This is a genomic window from Pseudoalteromonas luteoviolacea S2607 (assembly GCF_001625575.1).
GTDB lineage: Bacteria > Pseudomonadota > Gammaproteobacteria > Enterobacterales > Alteromonadaceae > Pseudoalteromonas > Pseudoalteromonas luteoviolacea_E.
This window is the reverse complement of the sequence record NZ_AUXV01000016.1, coordinates 1-14,609: the sequence shown is the minus strand read 5'-3', so window position 1 is coordinate 14,609 and position 14,609 is coordinate 1. Positions and strand designations below refer to the sequence as shown.

Here is a 14,609-nt window from a genome sequence, read left to right as displayed (position 1 = left end):
ATTATGAACAGCTTAATCCACCCAACAGTTAGCGTCGTTATCCCAATGTACAATGTAGGTAAATATATTGAGCTGAGCATAAACTCAGTGCTGAAACAAACCTATCAGGACTTTGAACTGATCTGCGTAGATGATGGTTGCAGCGATGACACGTTAGCAAAGGTCGCGCAATTCGACGATGCTCGGATCAAAGTAATTTCACAGCTCAATCGGGGCCTATCAGGCGCTAGAAATACAGGTATACGTGCGGCACAAGGCGATTACATCGCATTACTTGATGCCGATGATTATTGGGCACCTGAGAAACTGGAGAAACACGTCGCACATCTTGAGGCCAATGACCAACTAGGCATCAGTTATTGCCCGTCATTGTTTATCGATGAGGACGATGCCCCACTCGGTATTGGACAATTCCCTAAGTTGAAAAACATCACCACCAAGCATATTTTTTGTCGTAATCCAATCGGTAATGGCTCAGCACCTGTGATCCGAAAAACAGTGCTAGACAGCATTGCCTTTCAAGATGGTATGCGCAACTGGGTACAATACTTTGACGAAGAACTTCGTCAATCAGAAGACATCGAACTGTGGCTGCGCATTGCGCTAGATACTGACTTCAAAATTGAAGGTATTGAGCAGCCATTGACCTTTTATCGAGTCAACGCCTCTGGATTATCTTCAAATTTACATAAGCAATTTACGAGTTGGCAATATGCTGTGGACCAAAACCGAATTGGCCATGATGCGTTTTTTAGTAAATACGCTTCACTTGCTAAGGCATATCAGCTGCGTTACTTATGCCGTCGAGCAATTCAGTCTCGCAACAGCACTCAAGCCATTAAACTCATGCACGAGGCATTAAAAACAAATTGGCGAATTTTAAAAGAGGAACCAAAACGTACTTTAGCAACATTGGCTTGCACTTATTTGTGTACCCTACCAAACAATCTCTACAGCGCCATCGAAAATGCAGCAATGCGTGGAGCAGCGTATTTACAAAAATCTAATTAAGGCATTTTTAGAATTAAATAAAAAAACCAGCACCTGCTGGTTTTTTATATTGCAAAATCCCCGCTATGCAAATTGCAAAATCGGCACAGAAAACCTGAAAGAGAAACACGTAACCAACTGAATATAAAGGATTTAGACAACTGGCCTAATTAATGCTTTATTTAAGTCAGCAAACTTCTTATTAAGGAATAAGCCATGTCAGTCACTCACTTAAAATCCAAGCTAAGCATGTTGGCACTCGTATGCCAACTTGCGACCATCGCTGGCTGTGCACACATTGACGGAACAGTAGAGTTAGAAGACAAAGATGACCGTTTTTACGGACACCCGAATGCGCAAGGTAATATCATTTCCCCCTCTAAACCGGGAACTGTGTTCGCAGCTGGGTTAGACTGCTCTGGCGCCAACGAGTTTGCAATCACGAAACAATATCGCGTCGATAGAGCAATAAAAACACACCCGAACAATCAAGCACCTGTGCCTGTTTTAGGTGGTAAACACGCCAGCTCATTGCCTCTTAGCCCTGGTGATTTAATTGAAGTCAGTATGGAGTTTGGTGAAGGGTTTAATGGTAACTACATTCTAGATAACTCAGGCCTACTTGAAATGCCAGCGATTGAGCCCATTTTTGCAGCAGGCCTTACAACGCAGCACTTAAGTGAACGTATAGAACTGGCACTGATTAGAGCAAACATTTTTAAGGCCAGTACTTTGGACGTAAACATCAGGGTGCTAAACCTCGCTGCAATTGAAGTGCCTGTTTCTGGTGCTGTCTTCGAGCCAGGTAGAGTAACCATTAATGCTTCAATTCCAGCACAGGTCCACAAAGACCGTCTTGTAGCCTCAGGCGACCAAACTAAAAAGCGTTTGCTATCTGAGGCTGTAAGAACCGCTTCAGGAATTCGTCCCGATGCAAAACTTGATCAAGTTATTTTGATCCGTTCAGGTTGGCAGGTAGAAGTCGACTTAACGGGCATCTTAACTGGTGAGCCTGTAACTGACTATGCGCTGATTGCTGGTGATCAAGTGATTGTGCCTAGCACGGGCTGTTTTCAGCCACATTTGGTTCGCCCATCGCAAATTACACCCAAAGGTTTTCGCGTCTTCATGTCGAACCTAATCGACTCTGCTGAAAGTAATTCAAATGCAGCCATTGGTCGCTTTTCTAGCAACCTACCTTATGGCACCAGGTTATTGCAGGCAGCTGTTTCAGCTAACTGCGTGGGTGGTAAATCTTATACAAATGCGCCTCGCCGCGTTGTGTTAGTCAGCACACACCCAATTACTAAACAAACTCAAGTCATTGAGCGCTCTATAGAGCAGCTAATGCGTATGCCTTACAGAGATCAAATCAACCCATACGTAATGCCAAATGACGCCATCGCTTGTTACGACTCGGATATCACTAATTTAAGAGACGTAGCACGTACCGTACTAGACATCGTAACACCATTTAAAGTGTTTTAAGGGGGTGTATCATGGGTACCGCACTTCAAGTCACAACGCCATATAGCCGCTTCAGAGCAAGTGTTTACAGAGCTTTGCACAGACCTTATCTGGTTGCATGTCTCATTAGCTACGTGATAATTGTAATGCTCGTTATCGTCTACTTGCAAAAAGCGCCGACATACAAAAGCGACCTAGATATAGTCCTTCCTGGTACAGGTGCAAATAGCCAAGTATCTATCGATGAAGTAGGTCAAGTAGTGTCATCAACCAGTGCACCTTTCGGTAAAGGCTACAACCCTAGAGTCAATTACAAAGAGATGCTCATGAGCCGCAATCTAATAGAAAATGCCGCTCAGTCTTTGAATATTCATATTCGCGATTTTGGCAACCCAAAAATCAGATTGACCGAGCAGACCTCAATCCTAAATGTCGAAACCACCGCAAATTCAGCCAAAATGGCGCAGCAAAAAGCGTGGGCCCTTTACGATGCACTACAGGCACAATTAGATCATCTGCGCGCGGATGAAGTGAAGCGCCGCGATGAAAGTATCAAAGCAGTGTTAGATCAGTACCGTGAAAGATTAAACGCTACCCGTAACAATATCATCGATTTTCAACAGCGTTCATTACTTGTATCAGGAGAACAGCTTCAACGTGAAACAGCAACACTTGCCACAATCAAAGAAAGAATGGTTATGATCCAAGCCGAAATTGGTCAAAGTGATGATTATGTAAACCAGCTAAGTGTTGATTTAGGTGTTTCGCCGGCAATGGCAGGTCAGGCTTTTGTTTTACAATCTGATGGAGAGTTTCGTGGCTATTTATCTGAACTAACATCAAGTGCATCTCAGTTGAGTGAATACCGTTCACGTTGGGGCGATGGCCACCCAAAAGTAAAAGCTGAATTTGCGCGTTTTGAACAATCAAAACAGTCTCTAAGAAATCGTTCTCAAGGGCTTGTAGGTCCGAACGCAGCACATATCTTTACCTCGCTTGACTTAAAGAACAACCCAAAGCGTGCGCAACTATTCGCAGACCTAATTAACGCTTACGCTTTGAAAAAGGGCAAACAGGCTCAGTTTCTCGAGCTTGACCAAGCACAGGTTTTACTGAATGAAAAAATCAAAATTTATGCTAGAGAAGCCGCGGAACTAGAAAGGTTAGAAAGAGAGTTTGATCTAGCAGAAGCGGTCTTCACATCTGCCGCGGCACGCCTTGAAGCGGGCAAAGCAGACGTATTTGCTTCGTATCCGATAGTACAACTTATGACGCCTCCGTCAGTGGCGATGAAACCAGTTAGTCCAAAGAAAAGCCTCGCCGTTGCAGCAGCGTTATTTGCCATGATTTTCACATCTGCAGCCATTTTAATGGTGAACAAGCGTAGAGAGATTGTTGCGCTTGTAGTAGAAAAGCCGAAGGCTAAGGCATAAGTTATGTTATTACTCTCAGCGCTACCTGGCGAAAAAAAAGAATTTATTAGCTCTGAAGAGTTTGTTGTTTGGGCGGGGCTAGTTTTAACTTACCCAGCATTTTTAACAGGCACGTTATATGTACTAGGCTCTGTTATCGGGTGGCTTCTATTCGCTATGGTCATTACCCGAATTTATGTTGAAGTAGATACCAAACATGCCTCGGTAAGTCCCATGGTATGGCTTTGGACAATAGCCATGTTAGTGATGCTGGTGGCGCTTATCATCGCCCACTTTAATTGGTCGTTGGGCATAGGAAAAACCATCAAATCGTCCATTGGGTGGATGAAAGGATGGGCGTTACTCGCATTGTTCCCCTTCATTGCAAATATGATCCAAGTAAGAAAAGAAGTGATCATCCGTGCCGTTTGTATCATTGCGATTCAGACTCTTATATTTGCAGTTGTCTCTTTCATTTTTTACCTAGGCCGATTACCTGGTGATATCTTTCTGTCTCCCCTTAAAGTTATTGGTGGACCCGGAGAAAGCTTCTTTATGGTAAGTTTTTACGGTATTAACCCAGAAACAGGCGCTGGCCGCTGGCGCTTTTTCACTCCTTGGGCACCTGCTGCTGGATTTATGGCGTGCATTTATTTAGTTTTTTGCTTACAAGAACAAAATGCACGCATTCGCAGATGGGCTATCACGGGTTGCTGGGCAATGCTGTTACTGTCTCAATCTCGCGCTGGTATTGCGATTTTTATTATGTTGTTTCCAATGGTGATGTTCAGTGATAAATTCAAAGAGCCGTGGTTTTTACTAATGCTAGGCTTTGTGGTCCCTGCTGTTCTGCTGTTGGGGGAACCTGTATACAATTGGATTATGGACTCATACGAAGCCATCAAACAACAGCGCCCAGGCTCTACCAGAGTCAGGCAGGCACTGGCTAACATCGCAATGCAGCGCTGGGAAGCTGAAGCACCGATATGGGGGCACGGTATTGTGGAGCGTGGACCCAAAATCGTTGAGCGTATGCCCATCGGGTCGCACCATAGTTGGTATGGGTTGCTGTTTGTAAAAGGGATTGTTGGCGCAATCGCGCTGGCTGTGCCAATGGCGATCACCATGGTTTACTTTTTAGTTAAGTCACAAGTTTCTAAAACGGCACAAACGGCTCTGTGTTTAATGACCGTATTTATCTGTTATAGCTTCTTTGAAAACTTAGAAATTTTGTCTTTTTTGTACTGGCCCGCGCTTTTATGGTTTGGTCTCGTATTTAAAGGTGACGACGAGTCCAATAAGACTGAACGCAGAAAACGCCGCCGTGGGAATCGTAAAAACCGCCAGATAGAACGTTTCCCAAGTAGGCGAGCGTTTAGTTAGAATAACGCTTAGGCCGCAACAGGGGCGCCACTGTGAAATTTAAAATCGTCATCTGGTGCAGCAATTAGTGCGTTTTCAATTTCCTTAAGTTCAGCGATGCGTGCTGTCACATCAAAACGAGCCGGATCTGTCGCTTGAGCAACTTGCTCAGCAAGCTCAATGTAGTCTTGGTAATGTCTCGCTTCAGAGCGCAATAGGGACACATAAAATCGCCCTAAATCCTCTTCTAAAAACGGCGCTAGCTTGGCAAAACGTTCACAAGAGCGAGCCTCGATAAATGCACCGATAATGAGCTTGTCAATTAACGCGGCCGGTTCAAACGTGCGCACGTGCTTTATCATACCCGCAGCATATCTAGACGCATTTAAACTCTGGACTCTGAGCCCTCTAGCTTGAATAATTTCAAGGACCTGCTCAAAGTGATGTAACTCTTCTTTAATTAGGCGAACCATTTTATCCAATATATCTTGGTTATATGCGTACTCAGGTTTGGCCGTTAAACTGCCGATTAGCTCATTTTTGCTTGCTCCAAATTGGCCGTCACCAATCTTGCGATAGACAAAGTCCTCATATGGCTTTACCCAGCCAAGTAAAGTTTTTGCAGAAGCATTATCGACAGCATATTTACGGATCAAAAAAGCGGCACTTTGCGCGGCTTTTAATTCACAGTGCATATGATCGACAAGTAAACGCTGTAAATTCTCAGGCTTTTTCGCCTCTTCAATCCAGCTATCTGGCGTACTAGTCCCCAAAAATTCATAAATTGGCGCCAGCAAATCTGCGTATTTTTCTAGCATAATCTTAAAACTCCCAAACCAAGGCGCGCATTCTAGCACATACCAAGCAAATGCCTCCATCATCGAAAACTCAAATTATAACGACCATTGCGCCTTATCAAAGGATTTGGGTGTTTACCTCTAGTTTCTTGACAAAATTTAACCAATATTTCATAAATAAATTGAAGCTGTGTAAAAAACACCCAAAATATAACAGAGAGGCTTTTATGATCTTAAACCATTTATGGGGGCTTTATGCGCACCCAATCGAAGAATGGCAAACAATTGATAACCATCATGAAAGTGCCAAGTTTAGCCTATCTCACATGTTTCTTATTGCACTGATCCCTTGCGTGATGGGGTATGTTTCATCAGTGCATTTAGGCTGGCGGATCGGTACAGGTGACGTTGTATTCTTGACTCACGACAGTGCTCTATTAATTGCGTTTGCAATGTACTTTGCGCTCATTATCGGCGTATTTACACTTGCTTATCTGGCACATTGGATGGCTGTTACTTTTGGTGCCCAACCAACTTTTACCCAGACGATTGAACTCGCAGCTTATACTGCCACGCCAATCTTTATGTCTGCACTTGCTGCAATGTACCCAGAGTTGTGGTTTGTCGTCAGTGTTGGTATCGCTTCGGTCGCCTACTCAGTTTATCTGCTTTATACCGGTGTGCCCATTCTAATGCACATTCCTGAGGAAAGGGGGTTTATTTATGCCAGCTCAATGGTGACATGCGGCCTGATTCTATTGGTCATTATTCTTGCTGCAACAGCTATTTTATGGACGAATGGCATAATTACCCCTACATTTACCTAGGGAGGCGGATTTGATTACGCTTCCTTTGCTTTTATCCTAAAAAACGAAATCAAACAAAAGGGCGATGATAATATCATCGCCCTTTTTTACAATCTGAAAAATCAGTTGTCAGGCTCTTGCTACTCGCCTTCGCCCGTTTCTTGGTTATGCAGCTCAAGGCTTGCTGACATCGCTTTTTCTCGAGTCGATTTAGCAGAGTCATTACGCAGAGCATCAATTCGATTTAGGTAATCCTGATCAACATCACCTGTAATGTATTGGCCGTCAAATACCGAAGTTTCAAACTGGCTGATCTCTGGATTTTCGATGCGTACAGCTGCAATTAAATCTTCGATAGACTGGTAAATCAAACCATCAGAACCAATGCTGCGGTTGATGTCCTCTAGCTCACGACCATGTGCAATTAACTCTGAAGCTGATGGCATATCAATACCATAAACATTCGGGAAACGTACTTCTGGTGCTGCTGAAGCAAAATACACATTCTTAGCGCCTGCTTCTCTTGCCATCTCAACGATCTGCGCAGACGTCGTACCACGCACAATAGAGTCATCGACAAGTAAGACATTTTTGCCTACAAACTCTCGGTCAATCGCATTCAACTTACGACGAACCGATTTTTTACGTTCTTCCTGACCAGGCATGATGAAAGTACGGCCGATATAACGGTTTTTAACAAACCCTTGGCGATAAGGTAAACCAAGCACTGAAGCAATCTCTAGGGCGATGTCACAAGAAGTTTCAGGAATAGGAATAACAACATCTATGTCTTTATCAGCCCACTCTCTTTGAATTTTCTCGCCTAGCTTAGTACCCATGTTTACGCGAGATGCATAAACAGACATGCTGTCGATTGTAGAGTCTGGACGTGCAAAGTACACAAATTCAAAGATACAAGGCGCTAAAGTCGTTTTATCAGCACACATCTTTGAGAAGAACTGTCCGTCTTCAGTGACATAAATCGCTTCACCTGGTGCAACATCACGCACAAAGTCAAAGCCATCCGTTGCCAATGCAACACTCTCTGAAGCAAACATGTATTCAGTGCCTTTTTCAGTGTCTTTTTTACCAAACACTAATGGACGAATCCCATGTGGGTCACGAAATGCAAGCATACCGTGGTCGATGATCATAGCAATACTTGCATATCCACCTGAGCACTGCTCATTTACCGCTGCAATAGCAGTAAACATGTCATCCGCTTCTAGCTTCATTTTGTCACTGCAGCCTAGTTCGTAAGCTAGGATATTCAGTAATATCTCTGAGTCTGAAGTCGTATTTACATGGCGTCTCGCCTTTGTAAACAAACGCTCTTTCAATTCTGCTGCGTTGGTAAGGTTACCGTTATGCGCAAGAGAAATGCCAAATGGAGAGTTTACATAAAAAGGCTGAGCTTCTGCAGAACTAGAAGAGCCAGCAGTTGGATAGCGTACATGGCCAATACCGATATTGCCTTGTAGGCGCTTCATGTGACGCGTATGAAATACGTCTTTCACCAAGCCGTTCGCTTTGCGAAGGCTAAACGTATTGTTGTCAATGGTAATGATGCCCGCTGCATCTTGACCGCGGTGTTGCAAAACAGTTAAGCCGTCATACAAAGCCTGATTCACAGGAGATGTTCCGACTATCCCAACGATACCACACATTAAAAAATTCCTCGCCGATTAACGGTTTGCTGAATTTAAAAAGCTCGAATTATTTTCTAAGTAAGAAAAAAACCATTCAATGACAAATCCAAATTCAGGGATTACTACCGATGCTTTCCACCAATCTGTATCTGGGGCTTTGGTGAATGCATCGAGAAAAAATAACAGGGCACTGACTACCAATACACCGCGCATGGCGCCAAATAAAAGGCCGACTACGCGATCTGTGCCTGATAGGCCTGTACGTTGTACAAGCTCACCCAATATAAAATTAACTAGTCCACCTAATACCAGCGTCGATATAAACAGTATGGCTATCGCCGCAGCGTTTCTTAAAAGGGGTTCTGAAACAAAGGTAAGGAAAGTGGATAGATATTGATAAAATAGACTGGATATGAAGAATGCGCCAACCCAAACTACAAGGGACATAGCTTCTTTTACAAAGCCGCGGATCAGCCCAAAAAAGGTAGAAATACCGACAACTGTAAAAATGGCGTAATCAACCCAAATCATAATAACCAACAAGTCGTTAATTTGGGGCGCATTTTATAAGACACGCTTTAGAAATACCAGATCAATTTGCAACCTTAAACTGAGTAAGTCGCCCATTAAGTTTAGTTAACTTCTTTAATTCCGGTAACTTAGCTTCAAGTTTTTGTTTATTTAAGTCTGGTCCAACAAATACCTTAGTTAAGGTGCCATTGGGTGTTTTAACAGGGCGGGTAAAGGTTTTAAACCCATTCTTTTTCAATTTGTCGGTCAAAGCTAGCACATTCGCCTGATGCGAAAAACTACCTAATTGAATCACATACGCCATTTTTGTGAAATTAGAAGAATCAGGACGTTCTAATTTTGGCTCTGCTTTTATGGTAGGTTCGGGCTGTGAAGCACTGGTTTCGGCAGCAACATTTGTTTCCTCGACTGGTTTTTGAGTTTCAGCCTTGGTTACTTGTGCCACTTGCTCCGTAGTCTGGGATTGCTCAGTTGATTCAGCCACATTGCTAGCTTGCTCGACATTGGCAGAAGTATCGCCGCCGCGCTCAGCCTGAACAGGCGCTTCATTGAAATCATCTGCAACCACATCCTCTATGACGTCCTCTTTGGGATCCAACGCCAAAGAGGCCCTATCGTCGATGCTTTCTTGCAGATCAATAGAGGTGAAGTCTGGTCGCTCAGGAATTTGCTTGAATCCTTCTTTGTAGTGCACTTTCTCGCCATCCAAAATATTAGGAATAAATACGATTGCAGCAATAACAATGATGCTGGTACCAACAAGACGATTCACAAATCCTGAGTTCAAAATATTACTCTCTATTATTTCCAATATTGAATGGCATCTGCCACTGTGAAAAAAGATCCAAAGACAATCAGTGCGGTATCACTTCTCTGCTCTGGCAGCAATGTATCTAAAGCTGACGAGATGCAATCAAAAGTACGGGCAGATGCACGTTTGTCCTGTGGTATCACAGCAAGTAGATTTTCAGCCTTTTCAGCCCTTGGCCCACTCAGTGTTGCACATGTCCAGCTATCAACGACTTCGTTAAGCTCATTAATTACACTGGCTTTGTCTTTATCAGCAAGCATAGCGATTAAGACGTTAATTTTAAAGCCCTGATTTTTTAATTCGTTTAACTTAGTGCGCAAATAGCGTGCAGATTCAGGGTTGTGCGCTACATCCGTATACACACAAGGGGATGCACTTAATTGCTGAAAACGTCCCTCTACCTGAAGACCATCTAATGTTTCTCGTAGTAGTGATTCATCTGGTAATAGGTTTAATCTTGCCAGCGCAGTCAATGCAGTAGCCACATTTTGAGCCGGAATAGCGGGTTTAGTGAAGCTCAAATCATGTTCTTGATATTGCCACCTGAGTCCATCTTCCAGAGGCGTGTAATAGAAGTCCCGCTTTGATAAAATCATCTCCGCGTTAATCTCTTCACCATAATCGGTCACGGTATGAGGGATATTTAAATCGCCCACAATTGCTGGCGTATTGTTTCGGAAAATACCCGCTTTATCATAGCCAACGAGCTCGCGCGTGTCTCCCAAGTACTCTTTATGGTCGAGATCTATGGTGGTGATCACACTTGCATAGGGTGTCACAATATTCGTCGCATCGAAGCGACCACCAAGTCCAACTTCGAGAAGAACATAGTCCACGGCGTAGCGCTTGAATAATGCCAAAGCACCTAAAGTACCATACTCAAAATAGGTAAGTTGGGTTTCGCCTCGGCCTTGCTCAAGCTCACAAAAAGCATCTACATGGTCTTGATCTGGCAGCTCTTGCCCATTAATACGAACACGTTCATTGTAGCGGATAAGGTGAGGTGAAGCATAAGTTCCTACTGTATACCCTTGAGCCAAAAGCAGGGCTTCCATACAGCGTGCAGTTGTTCCCTTACCGTTGGTGCCACCGATTAGAATAACCTTACTAGAGGTATTTAATAATTCTATATTATTAGCGACTTGGGCAACGCGCTCTAAGCCCATTTCTATGTTGGCAGGATGCAACTGCTCTAAATAACAAAGCCAATCATCTAAACTCGATGATTGGCTAGGTTTGATGTGTGACATAGCTAGCTCAATTTCGAAAAATTTACGCTACTCTATGCTCTTGTTCAGTAGAAGGCAAGTCCATAAACTTGGAAATCATACGTGCCAATGAGTCACGCATTTCACGGCGGTCAACAATTACATCAATAGCACCATGCTCTAGTAAGAATTCACTACGCTGGAAGCCTTCTGGTAATGTTTCACGTACAGTTTGCTCAATAACACGAGGGCCAGCAAAACCAATCAAAGCCTTTGGCTCCGCAACATTGATGTCGCCAAGCATTGCTAAAGAAGCCGAAACACCACCCATTGTTGGGTTAGTTAGCACAGAGATAAATGGTAGACCTTGCTCACTCATTTTTGCTAAGGCTGCACTTGTTTTAGCCATTTGCATAAGCGAGAACAATGCTTCTTGCATACGCGCTCCACCTGATGCAGAGAAGCAAATTAGAGGCATGTTATGCTCTAGACACTCGTTAACAGCTTCTACAAAACGCGCGCCAACAACGGATGCCATTGAACCACCCATAAATGAGAATTCAAATGCAACAGCTGCCACTGGGACGCCTTTTAGGCGGCCTTTCATAGCAATCAATGCATCTTTCTCACCACTCACTTTTTGTGCAGCGGTAATACGATCTGAATACTTCTTAGAGTCTTTGAACTTTAGTACATCTTGAGGCTCAAACTGTGCACCCAGCTCAACAACTTCTCCCTCGTCTAAAAAGCGCTCTAAACGCTGACGAGCAGAAATTCGCATATGATGATCACACTTAGGGCAAACATGTAGTGATTTTTCTAACTCAGCTTTATATAAAATTGAGTCACAAGCCGAACATTTAGCCCAAACCCCCTCAGGGACCTCTTTCTTACCTGCCGATTTAGCAGCCTTAGGCAAGATTTTTTCTAACCAACTCATTGGCAACTCTCTTGTCTTTATTCTGTAATGAGTCTGTGCACACAGACAGATTTTCCCAATTAAAACATGTTTAAGGCAACAGCGATATAAAAAACTGGTCTTAGTAGTCTTAACCACTACTAGACGTAAGACAAACGCAATTTTTCATGCCTACCTGCTCAATTTATATCAGATGTTTTATTGAGCAACCTTGCGTTAAATCGGGTTTTAAAAACTATTTTATAATTTCAACTTCGGGTAAAAACAGTGGACCGACCGCCATTTGAGGAATGCCCCACTTCTCTGGATAGTCAACATCCACTAAATAAAGACCGTTAGGCTTAGCCGTAGCACTAGCCTGAGTACGATCTTTTATTTTGAGCAACTCCCCCATCCACTCAGGCTTTTGCTCATTGGTTCCAATATCGAGCAAGCACCCAGTGATATTCCTCACCATATGATGCAAAAAGGCATTTGCTTTTACATCGATAACTACGTAGTCACCAAATCTATTAACTTGCAAATGGTGGATGTTTCGAAAAGGCGTATTTGATTGGCAATGGACAGCTCTAAATGACGTAAAGTCTTGCTCACCCAGCATAAATGGACAAGCAGCTTGCATTTTTTCAACATCCAATGGCTGGTGAAAATGCGTAACGCCGTTACGTAAAATGCCCGGTCTGTATGTATGATTATAAATAACGTAGCGATAACGCCTTGCCGTAGCGCTAAAACGAGCATGAAACTCTTCGTCAACTTGCTGAGCAAACCTAACCGCAATATCATCAGGTAATTGAGAATTCATTCCCAGCGTAAAAGCGCTCATATCACGCTGTGCATCGGTATCAAAGTGAACTAGTTGGCCCGTAGCATGCACACCCGCATCTGTGCGCCCAGCACACACTATTTCAACCGGATGATTACAGATCCTCGACAACGCTGTTTCAATTTCTTGTTGAACGCTACTGACATGGCTTTGGCGCTGCCAGCCTGAGTAGTTTCCACCGTTATACTCTATACCTAGTACTACACGCATACACTTGCTAACTCTTCACTAAATTATGACCGGGCATTTTATGCTATTGAGGCGGCGAAGAAAAGCCAAGGGCGCTTAATCACGCCCTTGGCTTTCTTATTTGATTTGCTCTTTTAATATTCTTGCTTCAGCCTGTACCGATTCCGGGCCGTTTTCCATCACTTCCTCTAGTGCAGAAACCGCAGAGTCAAAGTCTTCGATTTCTAAGTAGGCACGTGCCAAGTCCAGTTTTGCTGCAAATCCATTTTCCTCTAAATCCACATCCGTCGGATTGTCACCAGCAAGTAACTCTTCAAAATCGTCCAACCCCACATCCATATTGGGCTCTTGATACGGCTCTTCTTGCTCTATAACGTCATCACTTTGTGCAATTAAATCATCGATATTGAGGAAATCTTCAGGGGCTTGCTCCACCTCATTCACTTGTTCGGTGGCCACTTGCTCTTCTTCAATTTCAAATGGTTCATCAAGTTCTTCACTTAACAACGCATCGAAGTTCACTTCTAACTCAGGCTGTGGCTCAGGATCTATAGATTGCGGTTCAGCATATTCATCTAAAAGAGAATCAAAGTCCGTCTCTTCCAAATCAGCCATGAACTCGTCTTCTATTGCGCTTTCATCTATTTCAATGGCCTCGCCTAAATCAGCGTCATTTTCAGCGGCTTCTTCAAGTTGCTCTAAGAAACTCTCTGGATCTATATCTAACTCGACAGACTCTTCTTCACTTTCAACACTTTCGGTCAATTCTCCTGAAGGCTCACCGAGTGAGGCGACAGCTTCATCGGCTTCAGCCAAAGCCGCTTCTTCATCAAATGTCGCTTCCAAGTCCATTGCTAACTCATTCGGCGCGTCATCAATGTCATTCTCTTCGTTCGATTCAACAGGAGTTTCTAACCCTTCATCCATGGCAGCCATCGCGGCCGCTTCATCGAAAGGTGTATCTAAATCTATGCTTAAGTCATCGAGTTCACTTTCTCTTGCCCCTTCTGGCTGGATTGAGGGCTCTGTGATTTCGTCCATCGCCGCCAATGCTGCGGCTTCATCAAATGGCGCGTCTAAATCTAGATTTAAGTCTTCAAGCGACTCTTTCTCTTCAATCTCAACATGCTGCTCACCTGAAATGGTTGTGTCGTTAGTGACATCATCAGGTTTTTGCTCATCAGCACCTACATCACCAAATAAGTCGTCTAAATCATCTTCAAAAGGTTCTTCTAGCTCATCTTCTAGCTGTAAGTGCAGATCGCTCTGATTGCCTAAGCTTTCAGTCAATTGACGTTCTGTTTCACTCATACCATTTGAAACATCACCATCCTCTATTGAGATAGCCAGTTCTTCATCACTATCTAATTCAAGTTCTGGATAACTATCTAACTCCGCGCTTGGGGTTACAAAGTCTTCTTCTGGTTGTTCTTCTTCAGCCAATAAGTCAACTTCATCGCCTAACGGGTCATCACCTAAATCAATCTCTAGTTCTTCAGAAAGAAGCTCATCATCAAGCGCAGCAAGTTCCGACTCAGCCTCCAAGGTCTCTAACATATCCCCCACATTTTGAGCGGATAAATCTCCAAGATCAGCTGCTAGTTCTGGTTCTGCTTCTAGCTCTGGCTCTACTTCTAGTTCA

The 14,609-nt window shown here is 43.6% G+C and carries 13 protein-coding genes; 5 read left to right on the top strand and 8 right to left on the bottom strand.

What is annotated here, in order from left to right:
* Positions 1-3 precede the first annotated feature (3 nt).
* The 4 genes from N480_RS09575 (at position 4) to N480_RS09560 (ending at position 5,252) form a co-directional block, all read left to right on the top strand.
* Entirely contained in the window at positions 4-1,011 is a 1,008-nt protein-coding gene (locus N480_RS09575; RefSeq protein WP_063372290.1) for a glycosyltransferase family 2 protein, read from the top strand.
* A gap of 195 nt (positions 1,012-1,206) precedes the next feature.
* Entirely contained in the window at positions 1,207-2,478 is a 1,272-nt protein-coding gene (locus tag N480_RS09570) for a polysaccharide biosynthesis/export family protein (protein ID WP_231102247.1), read from the top strand.
* An 11-nt stretch (positions 2,479-2,489) separates the two neighbouring features.
* Entirely contained in the window at positions 2,490-3,890 is a 1,401-nt protein-coding gene (locus N480_RS09565) for a GumC family protein (protein WP_063372289.1), read from the top strand.
* 3 nt (positions 3,891-3,893) lie between these two features.
* Positions 3,894-5,252, top strand: a complete 1,359-nt coding sequence (locus N480_RS09560) for an O-antigen ligase family protein (RefSeq protein ID WP_231101470.1) — start codon at positions 3,894-3,896, stop codon at positions 5,250-5,252.
* 8 nt (positions 5,253-5,260) lie between these two features.
* Here the strand turns inward: N480_RS09560 and miaE are convergent, their stop codons facing one another.
* Entirely contained in the window at positions 5,261-6,049 is a 789-nt protein-coding gene (gene miaE, locus N480_RS09555; protein WP_063372388.1) for a tRNA isopentenyl-2-thiomethyl-A-37 hydroxylase MiaE, read from the bottom strand.
* A 206-nt stretch (positions 6,050-6,255) separates the two neighbouring features.
* Here miaE and N480_RS09550 point away from each other — a divergent pair, with 206 nt between their 5' ends.
* Entirely contained in the window at positions 6,256-6,855 is a 600-nt protein-coding gene (locus tag N480_RS09550) for a Yip1 family protein (RefSeq protein ID WP_063372387.1), read from the top strand.
* Positions 6,856-6,974: 119 nt separating this feature from the next.
* On the opposite strand, the gene purF is transcribed toward N480_RS09550, so the two are convergent.
* From purF to N480_RS09515, 7 genes are all read right to left on the bottom strand, one after another.
* A complete protein-coding gene (gene purF, locus N480_RS09545; protein WP_063372288.1) occupies positions 6,975-8,501 on the bottom strand; it encodes an amidophosphoribosyltransferase in 1,527 nt (508 codons plus the stop codon).
* Between the two features lie 18 nt (positions 8,502-8,519).
* Positions 8,520-9,014 carry a CvpA family protein gene (locus N480_RS09540; RefSeq protein ID WP_063372287.1) on the bottom strand — a complete coding sequence of 165 codons (495 nt, stop codon included), beginning with the start codon at positions 9,012-9,014 and terminating at the stop codon, positions 8,520-8,522.
* A gap of 61 nt (positions 9,015-9,075) precedes the next feature.
* Positions 9,076-9,801 carry an SPOR domain-containing protein gene (locus N480_RS09535; protein WP_063372286.1) on the bottom strand — a complete coding sequence of 242 codons (726 nt, stop codon included), beginning with the start codon at positions 9,799-9,801 and terminating at the stop codon, positions 9,076-9,078.
* Positions 9,802-9,815: 14 nt separating this feature from the next.
* On the bottom strand, positions 9,816-11,075 hold the full coding sequence (gene folC, locus N480_RS09530; protein ID WP_063372285.1) for a bifunctional tetrahydrofolate synthase/dihydrofolate synthase: 1,260 nt from the start codon (positions 11,073-11,075) through the stop codon (positions 9,816-9,818).
* Positions 11,076-11,097: 22 nt separating this feature from the next.
* Positions 11,098-11,973, bottom strand: a complete 876-nt coding sequence (accD, locus tag N480_RS09525; RefSeq protein ID WP_063372284.1) for an acetyl-CoA carboxylase, carboxyltransferase subunit beta — start codon at positions 11,971-11,973, stop codon at positions 11,098-11,100.
* Between the two features lie 214 nt (positions 11,974-12,187).
* Positions 12,188-12,988 (bottom strand): tRNA pseudouridine(38-40) synthase TruA, encoded by an 801-nt coding sequence (gene truA, locus N480_RS09520; RefSeq protein ID WP_063372283.1) that lies wholly within the window; start codon positions 12,986-12,988, stop codon positions 12,188-12,190.
* A 96-nt stretch (positions 12,989-13,084) separates the two neighbouring features.
* A partial coding sequence (locus N480_RS09515; RefSeq protein ID WP_331245795.1) for a FimV/HubP family polar landmark protein occupies positions 13,085-14,609 on the bottom strand: 1,525 nt, incomplete at its 5' end.